The sequence below is a fragment of the Altibacter lentus genome (genome assembly GCF_000746845.1).
GTDB lineage: Bacteria > Bacteroidota > Bacteroidia > Flavobacteriales > Flavobacteriaceae > Altibacter > Altibacter lentus.
On record NZ_KN050846.1, the window covers coordinates 1,973,291 to 1,995,392 of the forward strand.

The following is a 22,102-nucleotide window of genomic DNA, read 5'->3' on the forward strand; positions in this document are numbered from 1 at the left end:
GCTATAAGTAACTTTGTGAGACAATTTAAATAGTAACAATTTAAAAACAAGTATAACTATGGCATCGAATACAGGACAAACCTTATTAGCATTATTGACCGGAGCTGCAATTGGAGCAGGTATTGGAATTTTATATGCACCGGATAAGGGATCAAAAACTCGCAGTAAGATCAGCAAGGAAACCAAAAAAGCTCAGAAGAGACTCAACAAACAGATCAAAGAAACAACCAGCAACTTAAGTACAAAGGCGCAGCAGGCACGACTTAGTTTCGAACAGAAATTAGAAGACACCTTATCTTCTGCCAGCTATAAGGCCGATGATATCTTGGTTGCAATGGAAGACAAATTGGAAGCACTACGCAGACAAAATGCGAAACTCCAAAAGGAAACCACACAGGCTAAAGCCAAAACCACAGCCAAAAAAGTAACAGCATAAGATGGCCTTCGAGCGTCTCACCAATAGCTTAGAAAGAATAAGCGATAAGTTCCAGGAATATGGAATAAGTACGGCGGAGTACTATAAACTCCGCCTATTTAAATCTTCCATGAAGGGAGCTATCTCGTTGGTGAACTTATTGGTCTTCGGAAGCATTTTTCTGTTTGTTCTTCTTTTTCTATCAGTTGGGGCCGCCTTTCTAATAGGGAACAGTATAGGAACAGTTTCTGTTGGCTTCTTTATCGTTGGTGCTTTTTATGGGGTGATCCTTATCCTCATGTATGCTTTTGGAAGGAAAACAATTGAACGAAAAATGCTCTATAAATTCTCTGTGCTTCTCTACGATGAAGACGACCTTACGCCCAAACAAATGGCCGAAAGTGAATTGGAACAACTGGAAAAGAATCAACCCGTGGAGAGCTTATGAGACGATACACTACTTTTGAAGAAATAGACAGGGACCTTAAATACCTTAAGCTTAAGTCGCAAATTGACAAAGAAGAGCTGAAGCTGGGTTTTTCTGAAACAAAAGATACTGTTTCTGAAACCTTTTCTCCTTTCAACCTAATAGCGAATACCGTGGCCTCTATCGCTAAAAAAGCCTTTGTACTTAAAATGGTGGATCTATTAGTGGGGATAAAACCTGTAAAGAAAAAGGAATACGAGGAAGAGTAAGTTTACGAACGCTTCCCTTTATATATATCAAAAGCCCTTTTTAAAAGGGCTTTTTCTTTAGTACTTTAAATCATCGCCTTCGGCAGCTCGGGGCGGCGGCGGTGTTCTTTTCCTACGAGTGGTTTTGCCAATACCCTTTGCCTCGTTCTCCTTGCGCATTTGTTCTCCTATTTGATTGCTTGCCACGAACGAAGCGATCATGTCATTTAGCATATTGCTTCCTGCCTGAGGGGAGTTTGGAAGCAAGATCAAATTGGTATTGGTCTCTTCCCCAATCGATTGAAGGGTATCGTAATGCTGGGTCACTACAATAAGAGCAGAAGCTTCTTGTGAATTGATCCCCACATTGTTCAACACATCAACACTTTCTTCCAGTCCTCTTGCGATTTCTCGTCGCTGATCTGCAATACCTTGTCCTTGTAAGCGCTTGCTTTCTGCTTCGGCCCTTGCTTTGGCAACGATCTTGATACGTTCTGCTTCTGCTTCATATTCTGCGGCGACCTTTTCCCGTTCTGCCGCGTTTATACGGTTCATGGCGGCCTTTACCTGTACGTCCGGATCAATATCTGTAACCAGCGTTTTAATGATGTCGTATCCATAATTGATCATGGCATCGTTCAATTCTTGTTTTACCGCAATGGCAATATCATCTTTTCGCTCAAAAACATCATCTAGTTTCATTTTAGGCACCTCAGCACGCACCACGTCGAACACGTAAGAAGTGATCTGGTCGTGCGGATTCTCAAGCTTGTAGAAAGCATCGTAAACTTTCTCTTTTATCACTTGAAATTGTACCGAGATCTTAAGGCGTACAAAAACATCATCTTTTGTTTTTGTCTCTACCAACACATCCAATTGCTGGATCTTTAAATTGATGCGTCCCGCAATACGCTGTACCACAGGGATCTTGAATTGTAATCCGGAGTTACGTATGCTACTAAAGCGACCGAAATTCTCCACGATAGCTGCTGTTTGCTGCTTTACAGTAAAGAAGGAGGACAACAATAAAAAGAAAAGAACTATTCCTATCGGAACCATTAAAATTAAAAAACCACCCATTGTTGTTTGAAATATTAAATTAATAAGTTCGTTGAAGATACGAAATTAAAGCTATTTTTGACCCCTTATCAACCGAACCTAATTATGAGTCTGCAAAACCTACTTATTGTTACTTTTTTTACACTTATTATTCAACAAGCTCACAGTCAACGAAACTACGAAGAATACAACAGATTAGGCCTAAATGGTGGTTTGACCCTTTTTGATATCAATACGGATAATTTTGATACTGGTCAGGGAGAAGGATTCATGGTAGGTTTCACAACACGTGGCTCTTTCCGTAATAATTTCGACCTTATTTATGGTATTAACTTTTACAATAATACCGTAAAGATCAATGCTTTTAGCGCAGGTATACCAACCACCGCTCAGCAACGCCCTTTAGAATATATTATTCAATCGGCACAGATCAATTTTTTGGGGAGCTACAATATCATAAAGCATCATCTGAGTTTGGAATTTGGTCCATTGCTTAATGTCAACGGCAAAATGAACTTAAAAGATGACAGCTTTGAGGATTATGTTGTGAGCGGCTATGAAACCCTTACCGCAGGGGATATTGAAGATATTTCAAAGATTAATTTTCATCTTATGGGTGGAATTACCGGCGGTCTGGAAAGTTTTCGTATAAGCGCACATTATCAATATGGGGTGACCAACATGCTTGACAATCTCAATGATAAAGAGATCGAGAACAATGGGTCTGAATTCGAAGGTCACAGCTCGACCATAGTCATCGCAGCGATCCTCTATTTCTAAGCAATCGAGCTCTTTGCAGCTTCAAGTCGGCGAATGGTTTCATCCTTACCCAGGATGGCTGCGATCTCAAATACATCGGGTCCTTTCATTTCACCCACCAATGCAAGTCGCATAGGCATCATTACGTTGCCAAACCCAATATTGTTTTGTGTAATCCATCCTTTAATAGTATCGGAAAGACGTGAGGCAGAGAAGTCAGTTTCGTTTTTTAAAAGCGCGATAATTTCTGAAAGAATTTCGGGCGTGCCCGGTTTAAATGCTTTAACCGAAGCTTTTTCGTCATAGGACAAAGGAGCCTCAAAAAAGAAACTGCCTTGTTCCCAAAGATCCGGCACGAAGGTAGCACGCTCCTTCAGAAGCGATACAATGGTAGAAAGGTTGCTTGGGATCGCAACATTTTTCGTCTTCAAAAAGCCGGTAAACATATCCAATAAGATTGCATCGTCCAACTCTTGAAAATAATGGTGTTGGAACCACTTGGTCTTTTCAGGATCAAACTTTGCGCCTGCCTTATTAACGCGCTCGAGCTCGAAAGCGTCTATAAGTTCTGCCAAACTAAAAATCTCCTGTTCGGTCCCGGGATTCCAGCCTAAGAAGGCAAGCATGTTCACGACAGCCTGCGGCAGGTATCCGTCTTCCCTATAACCGGAATAGACTTCATCTTCGTCCGTTTTCCAGGCTAAAGGAAATACAGGAAAGCCCATCTTATCACCGTCTCGTTTGCTCAATTTCCCTTTTCCTTCCGGTTTAAGGATAAGCGGCAGGTGTGCGAACTGAGGTGCTTCCCATCCAAAAGCACGATACAACAGTACGTGTAATGCTAGGGATGGCAGCCACTCCTCACCACGGATCACATGAGTGATCTCCATAAGATGATCATCAACGATGTTGGCTAGGTGGTAGGTGGGCATTCCGTCACTTTTAAACAATACTTTATCATCCAGGATACTGGTATCTATTTCCATAGTACCCCGAATACTATCTCGTAAATGAAGGATTTCATTTTCCGGGGATTTAAAACGAACAACATAAGGCTCACCGGCGTTAAGTTTTGTTTGAACTTCTGCTTGAGAAAGCGATAATGAATTGCTTAGTTTTGCTCTATTGTGCCAGTTGTAGATAAATGTCTTCCCTTCTGCTTCGTGTGCGCTGCGCTGCGCATCCAATGCTTCGGCGGTATCGAATGCATAATAGGCGTCACCGGTCTTTATAAGGGCATCGGCGTATTGTTTGTAGAGGTGCTTGCGTTCGCTTTGACGATAAGGACCAAAACCGGCATCCTTACCGGGCCCTTCGTCGTAAGGGATATGTAACCACTCCAGGGCTTCCGCAATATAGGCTTCGGCACCTTCTACGTAACGGGTTTGATCTGTATCCTCAATACGAAGCAGAAAATCTCCTCCGTGTTTTTTAGCGAAAAGATAATTGAACAAAGCGGTGCGGACGCCTCCAATGTGAAGGGGACCGGTAGGGCTGGGAGCAAAACGTACACGAACTTTTTTGGCCATAGATATTTCCCGAAGCTACGGGATCTTTTTTGGGTTAACTTTATTAAAGGCACAAAGGTACTAATTATGTAAGAGAACAACCACGGGAAGCACCTCCTTCTTATCTGGAGTTATCGCAGTGGAAATGATACGAGGATGGTAAAATGTACCGGGAATATGTAAATGGAAGGGTAAGTTTGAAAAGATATTTCAGATACTTCAGGAATTGGGGCAATTTGGAGCTATTTTTGATACAAAATAATATTGTATTTTCGAAGTTCTGATACTATACACCCATCGAATGAGTTCATTCAGCATTATTCAGCAAAAGCTGGAACAGTTTATTAAAAAATACTACACCAATGAGTTGATCAAGGGAAGCATTCTCTTTTTTGCCATTGGCGTCTTGTATTTTTTGATCACACTGCTGGTTGAATATTTTTTATGGTTGAGTCCCAACGGGCGTACAGTTTTGTTTTGGACCTTTGTGGGCGTAGAAATAGGGCTTTTTATAAGGTTTATTGCGTTTCCTCTAGCGAAATTGTTTCGGCTTCAACAGGGAATCTCACACGAAGAAGCCTCCAAGATTATCGGAAGTCATTTTCCACAGGTAAATGACAAGCTTCTCAATGTAATTCAGCTAAACCGAAACATTCGGGAGAGTGAATTACTTGCCGCCAGCATCGACCAAAAAGCAACAGCATTACAGCCCATTCCATTTGCGGGCGCAGTTAACTTCAAGAAGAATGTAAAATATTTGAAGTATGCAGCCATACCGGTGCTTATTTTTATTTTGGTTTCTCTCTTGGGAGAGGAAGGTCTTTTTTCCAACAGCTATAAGCGGGTTGTAAATTACGATACGGCCTACGAGCCCCCCGCGCCATTTTCTTTTTTTATTTTGAATGACACCCTGCAGGCCATTGAGAACAAACCCTTTACGTTAAAAGTGCGTGCTCAAGGAACGCTGGTTCCGGAAAACGCCAGTATTGCCTATAATAATGAGACCTACTATCTGCAACAAACAGCACCCGGACATTTTGAATATACATTCCTACAGCCTTTAGAAGCCATAGACTTTACTGTGTCGGCCAACTCGGTCACTTCCAGAGAATACACCTTGGTTGTGGTCAAAACACCTTCTCTTACAGGGTTTGAAATGGTTTTGGACTATCCGGCGTATACAGGAAAGCGCGATGAAATATTGAAAAGTACCGGAAATGCTACGATTCCTGAAGGGACACGTGTTACATGGAAGGTAGCAACACAGCACACGAGCTCCGTTCACCTTCAAACCAAGGATACGGTCTATACCTTTGAGGGAGACAAGGAACGCTTTTCTTTTAATAAAGGGGTTTTTTCAAAACTTGATTATGCCATCACTACCTCCAACAGTCAACTTAAAAATTACGAGAATCTTGCTTTTACACTAGGGGTGATCAAGGATGAATATCCCGAGATCACGGTTCAGTCTAAGCAAGATAGTACAGATTCGCAGCAGTACTTCTTTTTGGGCAGAGTAAGTGATGATTACGGTCTTACAAAGCTTAGACTCGTATATTATCCTGAAGGAGAGGAAGAACTAAAGAAGACAAGCGAATTGCCGTTGAACAGATCGAACTTCGAACAATTTGTTCATACATTTCCGGGGACACTTTCACTAACCGAAGGGGTGGCTTACGAATATTATTTTGAAGTGTTCGATAATGATGCGATCCATAATTTTAAATCAAGTAAATCTGCCGTATACTCCTTTAGGAAGCTTACCCAAGATGAACTGGAGAATGAACAGCTTCAAAATCAGGAGAATTCTATTAAAGGGCTGGATAAGTCGTTAGAAGAGCTTAAGGATCAAGAAAAAAAACTGGAGGACATTTCAAAGACCCAAAAAGAGAAGAACGAGCTCAACTGGAATGATAAAAAGAAGCTGGAGAACTTTATTAAAAAACAAAAACAGCAGGAGCAGATGATGAAGAATTTCTCCAAAGAATTAAAGGATAATTTAGAGAACTTTCAGCCGGAGAATGAAGAAAAGGATGCATTTAAAGAACAATTAAAGGAACGCCTGGAGGAGAACGAAGAACGTTTGGAGGAGAATGAAAAACTTCTGGAAGAGCTGGAAAGACTTCAAGAAAAGATTAGAAAGGAGGATCTTACAGAGAAACTTGAAAAATTAGCGAAACAAAATAAGAATCAAGAGAAGAACTTGGAGCAGCTGTTAGAATTGACCAAACGATATTATGTTACCAAAAAAGCAGAAAAGCTGGCAGAAGAGATCTATAAGCTAGGAGAGGAACAGGAAAAGCTGGCAGATGTTCCCGAAGACAAGAATACCAAGGAGAAGCAAGAGGAACTCAACGAAAAGTTCGAGGCCTATAAGAAGGAGATGGATGCCCTTAAAAAGGAGAACGAAGCTTTAAAGAACCCTATGGACATTCCTCAGGATAAATCTGGAGAGAAACAGGTAGATGAGGAACAGCAAAAAGCTTCAGATAAATTACAAGAACAGGACAAGAAGGGTGCCTCACAAAATCAGAAAAACGCAGGCAAGAAAATGAAACAAATGGGACAGCAAATGCAAATGCAGATGCAGTCGGGGCAAATGGAAACTATACAGGAAGATGTAGAAATGCTTCGGCAGATCCTTGATAATTTGGTGGTTTTTTCATTTGAACAGGAAAATTTAATGGAAGCCTTCAAAGTAACAGATTACGGCAATCCTATCTTCGGAAAAAAACTTACTATACAAAACGATCTAAAGCAAAATTTCCAGCATATCGATGACAGCTTGTTTAGCCTTTCGTTAAGACAACCAATGATCAGTAATGCGATTAATGAATCTCTTACTGAAGTTCAATACAACATGGACAAGGCGTTAGAACGGCTTGCAGAGAACGAGATGCGGCAGGGCTTGGCCAGTCAACAGTACACCGTAACCGGCGCCAACGAACTAGCGATACTTTTAAGTGAATTGCTGAACACGATGCAGAATGCCATGCAAATGCAGGGGTCCGGTTCCGGGCAGGGACAAGGAGAAGGTGAGGGAGAAGGTCAGGGTCGCGGATTCCAACTGCCGGATATTATTCAAAAGCAGGAAAGTTTGGGGGATAAGATGAAAGAAGGAATGCAAAAAGGAAAAGATGGAAAAGGTCAAGGCCAGGGAGAAGGAGAGGGCCAGGGTCAGGGTGAGGGAGAAGGACAAGGAGAAGGTAGCGGTGAGGGTAACGGTGATGGTAAAGATGGTAAGAACGGCAACAGCAAGGGCGAAAATGGCGACGGTGAAGGAGACACCGAAGATATGAACGGCGAACTTTATGAGATTTATAAACAACAACAGCTTTTGCGGCAACAGCTGCAGGACAAACTAAGCAAAGAAGGTCTGAACGGAAGGGGAGGAGAACTGCTTCGAAAGATGGAGGACATCGAACAACAACTGCTGGATAAAGGCTTCAATCAACGTACACTCGAAAAGATGCTTAATCTGAAATACGAACTATTAAAACTAGATAAGGCGGATTTTGAACAAGGACAGGAGTCGCGTCGCGAATCACGCACCAACAGAAACAGCTTTGAAAACACACTGCGCCTGAATCCGGATGAGGTAAAGAAGTATTTTAATGCGACTGAGATTCTCAATAGAGAGTCACTACCTTTGCGACAGGGATATAAAGAGAAGGTACAGCTTTATTTTAAGTCAAAAGATGATTGATTTTTTTTCTGAAACCCGGTTCGATATCACACAGCCCGAAGAGGTAAAAAAGTGGATTTCTGAAATAATTGTCGCTGAAGGTTGCGAAGAAGGAGATATCTCTTTTGTTTTTTGTGATGACTCGTATTTGTTGCGTCTAAATCTTGAATATCTGGATCATGATACATTGACAGATATTATTAGTTTCGACTACAGTTTTGGGAAACAACTGCACGGGGAGATCTATATTTCTGTAGAGCGGGTGCGGGAGAATGCAACACAATACTCCGATTCTTTTGTAGATGAGCTGCACAGAGTGATGATACACGGCATACTTCATTTGTGCGGGTATAAGGACAAGACAAAACCACAACAGGAAAAGATGCGGGCGCGTGAAACAGAAGCTCTTGCGTCCAGAACCTTCTTATAGTTGTCTGATAATCAAGTTTTTATAATTTTAACGCGTTGATTCTAAGGAATTTACAGTATATTTGCAGCCCTAAAATTAAAGGTGATTTAAAATTAAAATGTTCCACGTGGAACACTATATGAAATATGTTTGAAAAGGAATATGATGTTATTGTAGTAGGAGGAGGGCATGCAGGATCTGAAGCAGCGGCCGCCGCAGCGAATATGGGAGCAAGGACCTTGCTTATCACCATGAATCTTCAAAATATTGCCCAGATGTCATGCAATCCCGCTATGGGAGGAATTGCTAAGGGCCAGATCGTTCGTGAGATCGATGCCCTGGGGGGTTATAGTGGAATAGTGTCCGATAAAACGGCCATCCAGTTTAAAATGCTCAATAAAAGCAAAGGCCCTGCTATGTGGAGTCCTAGAGTACAGAGTGATCGTATGCGGTTTGCTGAAACTTGGCGCATCATGCTGGAGCAAACCCAGAATCTGGATTTTTATCAGGAGATGGTTTCGGGGATCTTGGTGGAAGGAGATCGCATTACCGGCGTAAGAACTTCTTTGGGACTTGAGGTCAAAGGAAAGACCGTGGTGCTGACAAATGGTACTTTTTTAAACGGATTGATCCATATTGGTGAAAAGCAATTTGGAGGAGGCAGGGCCGGTGAACGTGCTGCTACCGGAATCACAAAAGATCTGGTCGACCTGGGATTTGACGCGGGCAGAATGAAGACGGGAACCCCGCCACGCGTTGACGGAAGGTCTTTGGATTTTTCGAAAATGATCGTACAGCCGGGAGATGACAACCCTGAAAAATTTTCATACCTGGACAGCACAAAACCTTTAAAAGAACAGCGTCCTTGCCATATGACCTACACCAGTACTCATGTACACGAACTATTAAAGGAGGGCTTCGATAGATCTCCAATGTTCAATGGAGCAATCCAAAGTATTGGCCCGAGATATTGTCCTTCAATTGAAGATAAGATCAATCGTTTTGCAGATAAGGACCGCCATCAATTGTTTGTAGAACCTGAAGGCTGGGATACCGTAGAGTATTACGTTAATGGTTTTTCGACCTCCTTGCCCGAAGATGTGCAATTTAAAGCATTACGGGAGGTGGCCGGTTTCGAGAATGTCAAGTTCTTCCGGCCGGGTTATGCAATAGAATACGACTACTTTCCGCCCACACAACTAAAACACACCCTGGAAACCAAGATTGTTTCGGGATTGTTTTTTGCCGGACAGATCAACGGAACTACCGGATACGAAGAAGCTGCATCTCAAGGACTCATGGCCGGCATTAATGCCGCTTTGCAAGTACAGGAACGGGATCCGTTTATTTTAAAAAGAAACGAGGCCTATATTGGGGTGTTAGTGGATGATCTTATAACAAAGGGAACAGAAGAGCCCTACAGAATGTTCACCTCCCGTGCCGAGTATCGAACCTTGTTGCGTCAAGATAATGCCGATTTCAGACTTACACCTAAATCCTTTGAGATAGGACTGGCTACAGAAGAACGAATGCGAAAGATGGAAGAGAAGAAGAACAGATCAAAAGCTTTTGTTCAGTTCTTTAAAGAGACCAGCGTTGCGCCCGAAGTAATAAACCCCATTCTGGAATCAAAGGATTCCGCATTGGTTACCCAAAGTGATAAGATGTTCAAACTTTTTTCCCGACCCAATATTACTATGGAAGATATGAGGACAATTGAGGAAGTAGAACACTATGTGTTAGAAAATGATTTGGATCACGAGGTGCTTCAGCAAACCGAAATTCAGGTGAAATACGCAGGGTATATAGAAAAAGAAAAGAACAATGCAGATAAACTGAATAGGTTGGAAGGCATAAAGATACCGGAGAATTTTGACTACTCCCGCCTTAAATCGCTGTCGTATGAGGCCAGGGAAAAATTAACACAGATCAAACCAACCACCGTGTCTCAAGCAAGCCGAATTAGCGGAGTGTCTCCAAATGATATTTCTGTGATGCTAGTATATATGGGGCGCTAGGTGGTATGTTTCACGTGGAACACTAAAAATTATGAGTTCTAAAGAAAAGGACACTTCTGTTTTTATCCGCACCAAAGACCATCTTGTTACGGGGGAACCTTTCGAGATTCGACACGACACCCGGCTTGATGTACTCTTCACGCATCCGCAGCCGGATGCTTCAGAACTTTCCGGGTATTATGAAAGCTCAGATTATATTTCCCATACGGACAGCAGATCGAGTTGGCTCGATAGCATATATCAAATAGTAAAAAAATACGCACTACGTAAAAAAGTAAACTTGATCTCTTCCTTGTATAAAGACAAGGGACGATTACTAGATATTGGTGCGGGCACAGGAGATTTTTTAAAAGCAGCGAAGAGTAAGGGATGGGATGTAATGGGAGTCGAGCCAAATGAAACAGCCAGGGCATTATCCCTTCAAAAGAATATTGAACTTCTTGAGACCTGGGATGCAATTACGCGAGACCAGTTCGAGGTTGTAACCTTATGGCATGTCTTGGAACATCTACCGGACCTTGAGAACACTATTGCTAAAATCGAATCGTTGGTAGCGCCAGGAGGTTTTTTGATTATTGCGGTTCCCAACTACCGATCTTTCGATGCACGATATTATGGGTCGTTTTGGGCAGCGTATGATACCCCCAGACATTTGTGGCATTTTTCCCGTGATTCTATGCGGACGTTATTTTCGGAAGAAATGAATTTAGAAAAAGTGAGGCCAATGCTTTTTGATTCCTTTTATGTAAGCCTTCTTTCTGAAAAATATAAAAGACAAAAGATGTCTTTTTCAATTCGACCTTTTTTAATTGGATTGCGATCTAATATCTCAGCTTGGAGAACAAAGGAATATTCTTCCTTGATTTACTGTTATCGAAAGGCTAAATAGGGATTTTAAGCTCTTTTAAGACTGTTTTAGGGCTTGTAAAGACTATTTCATAGTCCGATGAAAGAAAGCCCGAGAAAACTTGTAAATAAAGCCCGAACAATAATAATGCGATCTTATGCTTGTGGGTCATACAATAAATAATACCTATACTTGCTCTGGGGCATGAATAAGGCGTGTAAGCCGGATGGAGAGATCTGTAAAAATAATTTTTGCATTGCCGTTTCTCTCTACATGATAAATCGCATCTTCCAATGCGTGTGTGATAGCATAAATATTATTCTGGTGAATAAAGGGAGCAAATTTCTGAATGGAAAACCCGGGTTCTTGCGCTTCGAAAAATATAAGGCTGTCTGCCTTATAATTCTGTAACATGGCTTGCCGGAAAAGCTCTAAACAAAATGTGAGAAACTTTTTTTGGGTTTCTCTGCCTTCTCCAGCAATGGTTTCGCTCCACGATATGAGGCTATGGATAGACCCCTTGTTACCCTTCGCTTTAAATGCCGTTCGCACCCATTGTACAAACCATTTTTCAAAAACCTTGTCGTCCCCATCCTGTTGGAATAGGTGTAGCGCCTTATTGAAATCGCCATGAGATTGACGACTAATTTTCTTTGCTACATTTTCTGAAACCGCATGTTTGGTCTGTAGCGCCTTGGCAATTTGTTCTTCGGGAAGCAGCGGGAAATGCAGCCTTTGACAACGAGACCTTATAGTGGCAAGGATCTGTTCCTCTTGCTCCGTAAGGAGTAAAAGGACTGTTTTTTCGGGGGGTTCTTCCACCAGCTTCAGGATCTTATTTGCACATTCGGTGTTCATTTTCTCTGCCATCCAAATGATCATAACCTTATAGCCACCCTCATACGCTTTTAATGAGAGTCGTTTGGAGATCTCTTCGGCTTCTCTCACATTGATGTTCCCTTGTTTGTTCTCTATGCCGAGCGTTTGGAACCAATCGAATAGCGATGCATAAGGATTCGAAAGAACGAAAGCACGCCATTCTTCAGAAAAAAGTGACGAAACAGGATTCTTCTTTACAACATCGTTCGTGTTTACAGGGTATACGAAATGAAGATCGGGATGTGCCAATTTAGCAACTTTCTGCTTGCAATGTTGCCGGTCAATACTACCAGGCTCGTGGGCTTGACAAAGTAAGTGTTGTGCATACGCAATCGCCATTGGCAAAAGGCCGCTTCCACTATTACCAACAAACAATTGAGCGTGAGGAACACGACCATTCTCAACGGTTTTAATAAGATGTGAGTGCAGGTGCTTCTGACCAATAACTTCGGAAAAATCCATGCACAAAACTACGCAAATTTTACTAGTACAAAAGAGTCTGCAATACTGTATATTTGCAGCTGTAAATAGCGCCTATGAAAACAGTAAATGACTTCGATTTTAAGAATAAAAAGGCCCTTATTAGGGTAGATTTCAATGTCCCGCTCAATGACGATATGGAGGTAACCGATGCAACCCGAATCGAGGCGGCAAAACCCACGATCATCAAGATTCTTGAGGATGGCGGCAGTTGTATTCTCATGTCACATCTTGGCAGGCCTAAGAACAAGGAAGCCGAATTTTCACTGCAACATATTGTAAAAAGTGCATCTGAAATACTAGGCGTGACGGTTAAATTCATTTCAGATTGTATAGGTCCGGCAGCTGCAGAAGCAGTGAATGCCCTGCAACCCGGAGAGATCCTGCTGCTGGAAAACCTTCGGTATTATGAGGAAGAAACAAAAGGAGATCGGAATTTTGCTAAAAAATTATCGCAATGGGGAGATATTTATGTGAATGATGCCTTCGGAACAGCACACAGAGCACACGCTTCTACAGCGATCATAGCCGATTTCTTTCCGAAGAATAAATGCTTCGGATTATTGCTCGCATCAGAAATTGAGAATGTACAAAGAGTCTTAACGCACGGTGAATCACCGGTCACGGCAATTATTGGCGGTGCTAAGGTTTCTTCTAAGATCACCATCATCGAGAGTATATTGGACACCATAGACCACTTAATTATTGGCGGTGGTATGGCCTTTACGTTTATCAAGGCGCAGGGCGGCAGTATTGGCAGCTCGTTGGTGGAGGAAGACAAGCAAAAATTGGCATTGGAAATATTACAGGCAGCTAAAAAGAAAAAGGTACAGGTACATTTGCCGGTAGACGCCGTGGTTGCAGATAGTTTTTCAGAATTTGCAAGTACAGAGATCGATCCGGTAAACGACATCCCACAGGGCTGGATGGGCTTGGACACAGGACCTAAGACCAACGATTTGTTTGCCGAGATTATCGCTCAATCCAAGACCATTCTTTGGAATGGCCCGGTGGGTGTCTTCGAGATGGAACCTTTCGCTCAAGGAACCATTGCATTGGGGGAGGCTATTGCCGAAGCCACAAGAAATGGTGCGTTTTCGCTGGTTGGCGGCGGGGATTCCGTGGCGGCAGTGAAAAAGTTCAATTTTAGTGACAAAGTGAGTTATGTGTCTACCGGTGGCGGAGCGATGTTGGAGATGCTGGAAGGCAAAGAATTACCCGGGATAAAAGCGATACATGAGTAGGTTTGGAGTGTTAAAAATTTGCCTAGAAACCTCATTTCATTAATTTTAGCAAAATTTTGCCCAATAACCTACGTTATTTTCATTATGAAACAAACATTCATCCCCTTTGTGTTGTTTCTGTTGGTCGGTGCAGTATTATATGGCCAAGAGAAAAATACAACGTCTTCTTTAAAGACAAAGAAGATCCAAATTGTCGATTCCATAACGGTGCAGCAAATTTCAGATGAGTTGCCTACTACCGTAGTGGCTACCAAGACCAAGGATACTGTTGTATTCGCGTTGGAAGACCTTAAACGCGCCAGAATAGTAGACAGCCTATGGCTTCAGGAACTCTATAAGTCCGAATTATTCGAGGATGTCTACGGAACCATAACCAATCAAACCTATGAAGCGGTTGAATATGAAGAACTACCCACCGAAGTATTGAAAGAACGGTTGGCACAACTCAATGCCCGAACGCCTTTTAATGTAGAATACAATCCTTCCCTTGAAAGTGTCATCAAACACTACTTGAAGAATCGCAGAAGAACCATGGGAAGACTTATGGCATTGAGCGATTACTATTTTCCAATGTTCGAAGAGACATTGGACAAGCACAACCTTCCTTTGGAGTTAAAATACCTGGCGATCGTCGAATCTGCCTTGAATCCAAGAGCAAAATCACGGGTAGGCGCCACCGGGCTTTGGCAGTTTATGTACAATACAGGAAAGATCTATGGCTTGGAAGTAAGCTCCTATGTTGACGAACGATCCGACCCTCTATTAGCTACAGAAGCGGCAAGTCAATATTTAAAAAGCCTGTACAACAGTCTTGGTGACTGGGACCTGGCCTTAGCTGCGTACAATTCGGGTCCGGGAAATGTGGCAAAAGCATTGCGTCGTGCAGGCGGATACACGAATTATTGGAACATTCGCCATCATTTACCCCGTGAAACGGCAGGTTATCTTCCGGCGTTCCTGGCCACTATGTATATATTCGAGTTTGCCAAAGAGCATGGCTTTACAAGTGAAGGCCCGGCCATTCCTTATGTTGCTACAGATACTCTTCACGTGAAACGCATGATCACTTTAGAGCAGGTGGCTAAGATCACAAATGTCGATCTGCAGGAACTCCAGTTTTTAAATCCGTCGTATAAGCTGGATATCATCCCTTTTATTGAAAATGAAAATTATGTGTTGCGATTGCCTCTGGATGCCGTTGGAAAGTTCGTTGCCAATGAAGAGGCAGTTTATGCTTTTGCTGAAAAAGAGTTCAATGACCGAGAAAAACCGCTGCCTGAATTCTTTGAAGAATCCAATAGTGTTCAGTACCGCGTACGTAGCGGGGATTATTTAGGCAGGATCGCCGAAAAATACGGTGTATCAGTGAGTCAGATCAAACGATGGAACGGACTGCGAAGCAACCGTTTAAAGGTTGGACAACGGCTTACCATCCACACAAAAAAGACCGCCTCTTCCGGAAGTATCTCCCAGGCAAAAGCTTCGGCAAAGGGAGAAGTAGAGATGTACACAGTACGAAGCGGAGACTCTTTATGGAGTATTTCACAAAAATTTCCAGGCGTTACCGTTCAGAATATAAAAAAATGGAACGATATTAGTGGTACGAAACTAAAACCGGGAATGAAACTAAGGGTTTCTCAAGGTTAGTTCCCTTCAAAATCAATTACAATGAAATCGTTATCTCTAGGAGTGCTTTTTGCGTTTATTCTGCTCTCATGCAATAATAACGGCAAAAAGGACACTTCTTTTCTACCTAAGTCTCTGGGAAATATCAATTCGCTTCAAGTGATCATCGAGAATGATCTCTGGAATGGTGATGTTGGCGGGGTGATTAGGGATTTCTTGGCGGCGCCTGCAGATGGGCTCCCACAAGAAGAGCCTCTCTACTCCATCAATCAAATGCCGCCGTCTACCTACACCGGTTTTGCACGAAAGAACCGAATTTTCTTGCATGTGACACTTGGTGCAGCCGAAGAAGTTACCATAAAGGAGGATCCCTACGCCAAGCCACAAACAGGGGTTTTTGTAACCGCAAAGTCACCGCAGCGTCTGGCAGAACTTATCACGGAGAATAAAAATAAGATATTGGAGGCTTTTAAATCATCTGAGATCACAGAAAAGCAAAGACGAATCAACATCTCGCTAAAGAAGTTAGACTCGCTTCAAGATAGGTTGGGAGTTTCTCTTAAAATGCCTTCGGCTTACCGCACGGCCCTTGCCACTGACGACTTTTATTGGTTTCGTAAGGACCTGAAGTCCGGAAGTACAAATGTCATCATATATGAGGTTCCTATGGGGCTTATTGGTAAGGATTCCGTAGTGAGCGACATTATCAAGATCAGGGACTCTATAGGCGCAGGTTATTTACCTGTGGAGGACGAAGGCCGATTTATTACCGAGGAAGCCTATGCTCCTTATTTATTCAACAGCGAGATCGATGGCAAGTTTGCGTATGAGACCAAAGGGACCTGGGAGGTGAAAGATCAATATATGGCCGGACCCTTTTTAAATTATGCTATACGGGATGAGGCCAACGACAGATATCTTATCATGGAGGGCTTCACCTATGCCCCTTCTGAAACAAAACGGGACCTCCAGTTCGAGTTGGAAGCCATATTGAGGTCGGCCAAAATAAAGTAAGGGCCAAAAAAAGCCTGCTCATTGTAATGAGCAGGCTTTTTTGTATAAGAATCGACAAGGATTTTATTTCTTTTCGTCTATCTTTTTATCATCACTATCTTCTTTAGAAGCGTCTTTAAATTCTTTGATTCCGCTTCCCAAACCGCGCATTAATTCGGGGATTTTACGTCCTCCAAATAACAATAACACGATCACTACGATTAAGGCGATTTGCCAGGGGCCAATGGCTAAAGGGAGTACTAATGCATTCATTTCTATAAAATTTATACGGCAAATGTAACAAGAATTACTTAGATATAACGTTTTCAGTCTAAGTTTAGCATGGGGACGCTGGACTTTATTTTATATTTGCATCAAGAAGTAAAGGCAATGGCAAAAAAAGAGCAACGCGCTAAAAAGATTAAAAAGAAGTTATTGCACAAGTACCGCTTAGTGGTGCTTAATGAGGATACTTTTGAAGAACGTTTCTCCTTCAAGCTAAATCGCTTAAACGTCTTTGTATTTAGCACGATCTTCGCGGTTTTCTTGATAACAGTCACTACGGTTATCATCGCTTTTACTCCCTTAAGAGAATACATTCCCGGTTATTCTTCTACTACTTTGAAGAAGCGAGCTACCGATCTAACCTTTAAAACAGACTCTCTGCAGCAGGTTATCAATGTAAATGAACAATACCTTGCCTCAATACGAAAAGTGCTCACAGGAGACGTTAAAACGGTCGATTTTAATAAAGATTCTATTATCGAAGCAGCCAACCAGGATTTTTCTAAAATAAAGCTCTCGGCTTCCCGAGAGGATTCTTTACTGCGGGAAAAAGTAATTCAAGAGGATAAATACAATCCCTTGATAACCGGAGCAGAAAAGCGATTTGCACTCTTCGCGCCTGCCAAAGGAGCTATTTCTGAAGGATATGACCCTAAGCAGAAGCATTTCGCAGTAGATATCGTTACTGTAAAGGACGCTCCCGTAAAAGCAACCGCAGACGGGACCGTGATCTTTGCCAGCTGGACTGCAGAAACGGGTTACGTGATTATTCTCGAGCATTCCAACAACTTGATTTCAGTTTATAAACACAATGCTTCTCTCAACAAAGAGCAGGGAGAACTTGTGAAAGCGGGGGAAGTGATTGCCATTGCAGGGAACACAGGAGAACTTTCTACTGGACCGCATCTTCATTTTGAACTATGGAGCGACGGTTATCCCATCAATCCCACTAATTTCATAGATTTTGATTAAACAATTATGTCGTTAAAATCCTTTGCTGCTAAATTGTTTGCGCGTAATGTGGTTCGTAGAATCCACAAATGGTCACATCGACCTATAGAGACCCAACAAAAGGTCTTTAAAGAACTAATCGCCACCGCCAAGGATACTGCTTTTGGACGAGACCATGATTTTGCAAAGATCACAAGCTTTGAAAGTTTCGCAACGAAGGTGCCAATACGAGATTATGAAGATTTGACTCCCTATATCCATAGGGTGGTAAAAGGGGAGCCCGATATCCTGTGGCCGGGGAAACCACTTTACTTTGCTAAAACCTCCGGAACCACGAGCGGAGCCAAATACATTCCCCTCACCAAAGCTTCAATACCCAACCACATTGAGGCCGCACGAAATTCGATCTTATGCTATATCTATGAAACAGGCAATGCACGTTTTGTGGACGGTAAAATGATCTTCCTTCAGGGAAGCCCAAAGCTAAAAGAAGAGAACGGAATAAAATTGGGAAGACTTTCGGGGATCGCTGCGCATTATGTCCCCGGGTACCTGCAAAAAAACCGACTTCCCACCTTCGAGACCAATTGTATTGAAGATTGGGAGGACAAAGTAGATGCTATTGTTGCGGAAACAAAAGACGAGAACATGACAGTGATTAGCGGGATACCTTCATGGGTACAGATGTACTTTGAACGCCTTCAGCTAGCAACGAACAAGAAGGTAGGAGACCTCTTTGAAAACTTTCAGCTGTTCATCTATGGAGGGGTTAACTACGAGCCGTATCGGGCGAAGTTCGAAAAATTAATTGGACGGCGTGTGGACAGCATTGAGCTCTATCCGGCCAGTGAAGGCTTCTTTGCCTTTCAGGATTCACAATCCCAGAAAGGAATGCTGCTACTGTTGGACTCGGGCATCTTTTACGAATTTGTTGAGGCTGAAAGGTTTTTTGATAACGATCCTCCGCGCCTTACGATCGGGGACGTAAAGACGGATGTCAATTATGTTATGATCGTGTCTAACAATGCCGGCTTGTGGGCCTACAACGTGGGTGACACAGTGCAATTCACCTCGCTGAAGCCTTATAGGGTCATTGTCTCCGGACGCATCAAGCATTTTATCTCGGCCTTTGGTGAGCACGTGATAGGGAAAGAGGTTGAGGAGGCAATGAATGTAGCTATGGATCAATTTGGCTTTTCTATTTCTGAATTTACCGTAGCTCCGCAAACCACTCCCGAAACAGGAGAATTACCGTACCATGAGTGGCTTATAGAATTTGAGGAACCGCCGAAAGAGCTTCAGAAGGTCGCAGCAGTCATAGATGCGTCGATGCAGGCGCAAAACAGCTATTACGAGGATTTGATTAATGGAGGTGTCCTTCAGCCATTAAAAATAACGGTTTTGTCTAAGGACAGTTTTACAAGATATATGAAATCACTAGGGAAATTGGGAGGTCAGAACAAAACTCCCCGATTGTCCAATGATCGAAAGATAGCCGACGAACTTGTAAAGATGCAAGGTTAAAATTAGTTTATATTTGCAGCAGCATGAAATCTCTCAATACCCATACTAGAACAAGAGCCCAAGAGAGTTCCGGGGCTATAGAGCGCATGTACATTACCATGCGGCACCTTTTTAATCGGGGGTATTATAAACCCATGGGAGTTTCCGGAGAAACCTTGCGCGAAGCACTGCTTATCCTTCGACCTGAGATCTATGGCTCTATTGCCGAAGAGAAAATAGAACTTCAGGGATTGTTGTATGTCATGGACCGCCTGCCCTACGGTATAGAAGAATGCCGATTCGTGAATCTTACAAGCGATGAAGGATATAAGAAGTCACATTTTAAGGCGATTATTCCTGCAAAACGACGCCGAAATTGCTACCGCATCGATGAAGAGCAGATGAATATAGAGATCACACGAGGACGTTCTGAGATATATGATATTCTCACACACCTTACATTTCTCTATATCGAGTCCCACAAGATCATGAAGCAGGTACTTATCAATGATAAGGGTGATGTGATACGGGATTGGAAGAAACTTGAAGAAGCCATTTTAAAGAAAGGGGAGTTAAGTCAGAACGACAAAGAGATTGCTCTCACGCACACCGCAAACTTTCTAGGCAGGACGTTTGAAGAAGTGAACGATATCTACCCCAAATTTGCATGTAGTGAAGATGAAAACAGGTTTTTAAGTATTATCTATTATTTAGGGAAATTTGCTATTGAAGAAGTTATTGACGACAATAAAAGAATCATAACGTTCAGTCCTGTGCTTCGGGAGCGTCTGGGCCATCATATCCACGGCGAACGTTGGGCTTTGGATATTAAGCGAACACTCGATGAGAAAGGGTTACTCGCACGACCACTTCACATCATTAGTGCAAATATGCACAGTGTTATGAACAGTCTGTATGCACCCATAGCCTTGGCTTCAGAATTCAAGAAAAAGCAACCTTTGGAGATATTTGAATCTCTAAGTAAGAGCACCAATGTCAAATTACGTGAAAAAGTAACCAAGACTGCGTTGCAGAACGGGATGACCTTTATTGAAGATACCAGCGGGACAAACATTGATGTCCAGATTGTCGATACCTCGAAATTGCCTGGAAACACTAATGCTTCCGCAGATTCTCAACCTGTAATTATTGTGATGGATTATGCATTTGGAGAACAGGCCTATGAAAGTATGGATGAACTGTTAAAACCTTACGAAAAGAATAAAACACGCTATTTTCTTAATGTAGCCTCTATTTCGATTATGGGAAAAGCGGGTATCTTGGAAGGCGGGAAAGGTGACATTATGATCCCATCCGCTCACGTCTTTGAAGGCACAGCGGACAATTATCCGTTTAAAAACAAGTTAAAGAAGTCTATGTTCGAAGACGATGACGTACATGTATGTACAGGAGCCATGATCACCGTACTGGGGACCTCCCTTCAGAACAGAGATATTTTAAAGTTCTTCCATAACTCCACCTGGAATGTCATTGGACTTGAAATGGAAGGAGCACACTATCATAAAGCGATACAGGCCGCCTCTAAGATACGAAGCAGCATAAACTCCAATGTTGCTGTGCGCTATGCGTATTACGCTTCCGATAATCCTTTGGAAACAGGGAGTACCCTTGCTTCAGGGGGTCTGGGAACTACAGGAGTGAAGCCTACATATTTAATAACCGACAAAATATTAAAACAAATTTTAAGTAAAAACTAATCACTATGAATAACGAGAATTACAAGTCTGAAGAATTGGATTTAAAGGCGGTATTAGAATTTATTTCCAATACATTTAAAAAGAGCTTGGTCTTATTGTTCCGGGCATTTCAGTTTGTTTTGAAATTTTGGATCGTGGTTGTGGTGTTGATCATAATTGGCGCAGCCTGGGGATTTTATTCCGATGCCAACAAACGCAGTTATAAAGAATCGACACTGCTTGTTCAAATCAATAACGACAACGTAAATTACGCTTATAATGCGCTGGAAAAATTAGATAGAAAGATTAAAGATAAGGACTCTCTGTTTCTACAAGCGCATGGCTTTGATAAAGGACGGAACGAGTTGATCGCTGTGGTATCAACACCAGTTGTAAATATTAATAACTTGATAGACAAATACGACGAGGTAAATAACAGAAGTCTTGATGTGTTTGTAGATGTGGTTCCTTTTGAAGAGGAAGAAGAAAAAATGCTGGAGTCGCAGGCATTTCTTGAAGAATACAAATACCACCGCATTGAAATAATCGCAGGTCCTGCTGCCACTCCGGATGTGGTGGATAAGCTCATAGCCTATATAAATGCAAATAAACTTGTTGCCGAAATGGGAGCAATCTATTTTGAAAACGTAAAGGATAGGATCGTAGCCAATCAACGTACGTTATCTCAAATAGATGCGGTTATTGAAAGCTTTGCAAAGGATCGCCCAAGCATTACAGGTCTTCCGGCGCAGTTTGTCGTTGAAAAGAATATGGAGATTGATAAGCTTTTTGATAAAAAGCTGGAACTGCAAACAGAAACGGAAATGCTCGAATCAGAACTCTTAAAAAGTACAGATTCTGTAGTGCTTTTAAGCAATGCAGATCTTGTGAAGGTTCGCGCATTCACCGATGGAAGATTAAAATTCCTTTATCCTTTTTTCTTGGTTTCCTTGTTTCTTTTAGCAGCATTTATTCGATACCTCTATATTCAGGTAAAGGGAATAGCCGAAACCAACGAAGCCGAAAAACAATAAAAATCTGCGTTCAAAAATGTTAAATATCCATTTAG

The 22,102-nt window shown here is 42.2% G+C and carries 19 protein-coding genes; 15 read left to right on the top strand and 4 right to left on the bottom strand.

What is annotated here, in order from left to right; all coding sequences use genetic code 11:
• Window positions 1-58: 58 nt before the first annotated feature.
• The 3 genes from JS40_RS09130 to JS40_RS09140 are packed head-to-tail and all read left to right on the top strand — an operon-like array spanning window position 59 to window position 1,111.
• Window positions 59-436, top strand: a complete 378-nt coding sequence (locus JS40_RS09130; protein WP_034260074.1) for a YtxH domain-containing protein — start codon at window positions 59-61, stop codon at window positions 434-436.
• A 1-nt stretch (window position 437) separates the two neighbouring features.
• On the top strand, window positions 438-863 hold the full coding sequence (locus tag JS40_RS09135; protein WP_152558162.1) for a phage holin family protein: 426 nt from the start codon (window positions 438-440) through the stop codon (window positions 861-863).
• On the top strand, window positions 860-1,111 hold the full coding sequence (locus tag JS40_RS09140; RefSeq protein WP_034260075.1) for a DUF6327 family protein: 252 nt from the start codon (window positions 860-862) through the stop codon (window positions 1,109-1,111). Before JS40_RS09135 ends, JS40_RS09140 begins: the two co-directional genes overlap by 4 nt.
• Window positions 1,112-1,168: 57 nt before the next feature.
• On the opposite strand, the gene JS40_RS09145 is transcribed toward JS40_RS09140, so the two are convergent.
• Window positions 1,169-2,149: an SPFH domain-containing protein gene (locus JS40_RS09145; protein WP_394332684.1), complete on the bottom strand. Its 981-nt coding sequence runs from the start codon at window positions 2,147-2,149 to the stop codon at window positions 1,169-1,171.
• A 105-nt stretch (window positions 2,150-2,254) separates the two neighbouring features.
• Between JS40_RS09145 and JS40_RS09150 the strand changes: the two genes are divergently transcribed.
• Window positions 2,255-2,929, top strand: a complete 675-nt coding sequence (locus JS40_RS09150; protein ID WP_034260077.1) for a hypothetical protein — start codon at window positions 2,255-2,257, stop codon at window positions 2,927-2,929.
• Here JS40_RS09150 and gltX read toward each other — a convergent pair.
• Window positions 2,926-4,437 (bottom strand): glutamate--tRNA ligase, encoded by a 1,512-nt coding sequence (gene gltX, locus JS40_RS09155; RefSeq protein WP_034260078.1) that lies wholly within the window; start codon window positions 4,435-4,437, stop codon window positions 2,926-2,928. The genes JS40_RS09150 and gltX overlap by 4 nt on opposite strands.
• 280 nt (window positions 4,438-4,717) lie before the next feature.
• Here gltX and JS40_RS09160 point away from each other — a divergent pair, with 280 nt between their 5' ends.
• The 4 genes from JS40_RS09160 (at window position 4,718) to JS40_RS09175 (ending at window position 11,417) form a co-directional block, all read left to right on the top strand.
• A complete protein-coding gene (locus JS40_RS09160) occupies window positions 4,718-8,122 on the top strand; it encodes a DUF4175 family protein (protein WP_034260079.1) in 3,405 nt (1,134 codons plus the stop codon).
• Window positions 8,115-8,531 (top strand): rRNA maturation RNase YbeY, encoded by a 417-nt coding sequence (gene ybeY, locus JS40_RS09165; RefSeq protein ID WP_034260080.1) that lies wholly within the window; start codon window positions 8,115-8,117, stop codon window positions 8,529-8,531. The genes JS40_RS09160 and ybeY overlap by 8 nt, the downstream gene beginning before the upstream one ends.
• 125 nt (window positions 8,532-8,656) lie before the next feature.
• Window positions 8,657-10,528 (top strand): tRNA uridine-5-carboxymethylaminomethyl(34) synthesis enzyme MnmG, encoded by a 1,872-nt coding sequence (mnmG, locus tag JS40_RS09170; RefSeq protein ID WP_034260081.1) that lies wholly within the window; start codon window positions 8,657-8,659, stop codon window positions 10,526-10,528.
• Between the two features lie 31 nt (window positions 10,529-10,559).
• Window positions 10,560-11,417, top strand: a complete 858-nt coding sequence (locus JS40_RS09175) for a class I SAM-dependent methyltransferase (RefSeq protein WP_034260082.1) — start codon at window positions 10,560-10,562, stop codon at window positions 11,415-11,417.
• Window positions 11,418-11,561: 144 nt separating this feature from the next.
• Here JS40_RS09175 and JS40_RS09180 read toward each other — a convergent pair whose 3' ends face one another.
• Window positions 11,562-12,716, bottom strand: coding sequence for a DNA polymerase III subunit (locus JS40_RS09180; protein ID WP_034260083.1), 1,155 nt, complete (start codon window positions 12,714-12,716; stop codon window positions 11,562-11,564).
• 74 nt (window positions 12,717-12,790) lie between these two features.
• On the opposite strand from JS40_RS09180, the gene JS40_RS09185 reads away from it, so the two are divergent.
• The 3 genes from JS40_RS09185 to JS40_RS09195 all read left to right on the top strand — a co-directional run bounded on the left by JS40_RS09185 (window position 12,791) and on the right by JS40_RS09195 (window position 16,618).
• Window positions 12,791-13,978, top strand: a complete 1,188-nt coding sequence (locus JS40_RS09185) for a phosphoglycerate kinase (RefSeq protein ID WP_034260084.1) — start codon at window positions 12,791-12,793, stop codon at window positions 13,976-13,978.
• An 84-nt stretch (window positions 13,979-14,062) separates the two neighbouring features.
• Window positions 14,063-15,625 carry a LysM peptidoglycan-binding domain-containing protein gene (locus JS40_RS09190; protein ID WP_034260085.1) on the top strand — a complete coding sequence of 521 codons (1,563 nt, stop codon included), beginning with the start codon at window positions 14,063-14,065 and terminating at the stop codon, window positions 15,623-15,625.
• A gap of 21 nt (window positions 15,626-15,646) precedes the next feature.
• Window positions 15,647-16,618 (top strand): DUF4837 family protein, encoded by a 972-nt coding sequence (locus tag JS40_RS09195; protein ID WP_034260086.1) that lies wholly within the window; start codon window positions 15,647-15,649, stop codon window positions 16,616-16,618.
• 63 nt (window positions 16,619-16,681) lie between these two features.
• Here the strand turns inward: JS40_RS09195 and JS40_RS09200 are convergent, their stop codons facing one another.
• On the bottom strand, window positions 16,682-16,870 hold the full coding sequence (locus tag JS40_RS09200; protein ID WP_034260087.1) for a Sec-independent protein translocase subunit TatA/TatB: 189 nt from the start codon (window positions 16,868-16,870) through the stop codon (window positions 16,682-16,684).
• A 117-nt stretch (window positions 16,871-16,987) separates the two neighbouring features.
• Here JS40_RS09200 and JS40_RS09205 point away from each other — a divergent pair, with 117 nt between their 5' ends.
• From JS40_RS09205 to JS40_RS09220, 4 genes are read left to right on the top strand one after another with little or no spacing between them, the layout of a single operon-like run.
• The gene (locus tag JS40_RS09205; RefSeq protein WP_034262311.1) at window positions 16,988-17,854 is read left to right on the top strand and encodes a M23 family metallopeptidase; all 867 of its coding nucleotides are present in this window, start codon (window positions 16,988-16,990) and stop codon (window positions 17,852-17,854) included.
• A gap of 6 nt (window positions 17,855-17,860) precedes the next feature.
• The gene (locus JS40_RS09210) at window positions 17,861-19,357 is read left to right on the top strand and encodes a GH3 auxin-responsive promoter family protein (protein ID WP_034260088.1); all 1,497 of its coding nucleotides are present in this window, start codon (window positions 17,861-17,863) and stop codon (window positions 19,355-19,357) included.
• 23 nt (window positions 19,358-19,380) lie between these two features.
• Window positions 19,381-21,054 (top strand): DUF6909 family protein, encoded by a 1,674-nt coding sequence (locus tag JS40_RS09215; protein WP_034260089.1) that lies wholly within the window; start codon window positions 19,381-19,383, stop codon window positions 21,052-21,054.
• A 5-nt stretch (window positions 21,055-21,059) separates the two neighbouring features.
• The gene (locus tag JS40_RS09220; RefSeq protein WP_034260090.1) at window positions 21,060-22,067 is read left to right on the top strand and encodes a hypothetical protein; all 1,008 of its coding nucleotides are present in this window, start codon (window positions 21,060-21,062) and stop codon (window positions 22,065-22,067) included.
• The last annotated feature ends 35 nt before the right edge of the window (window positions 22,068-22,102 follow it).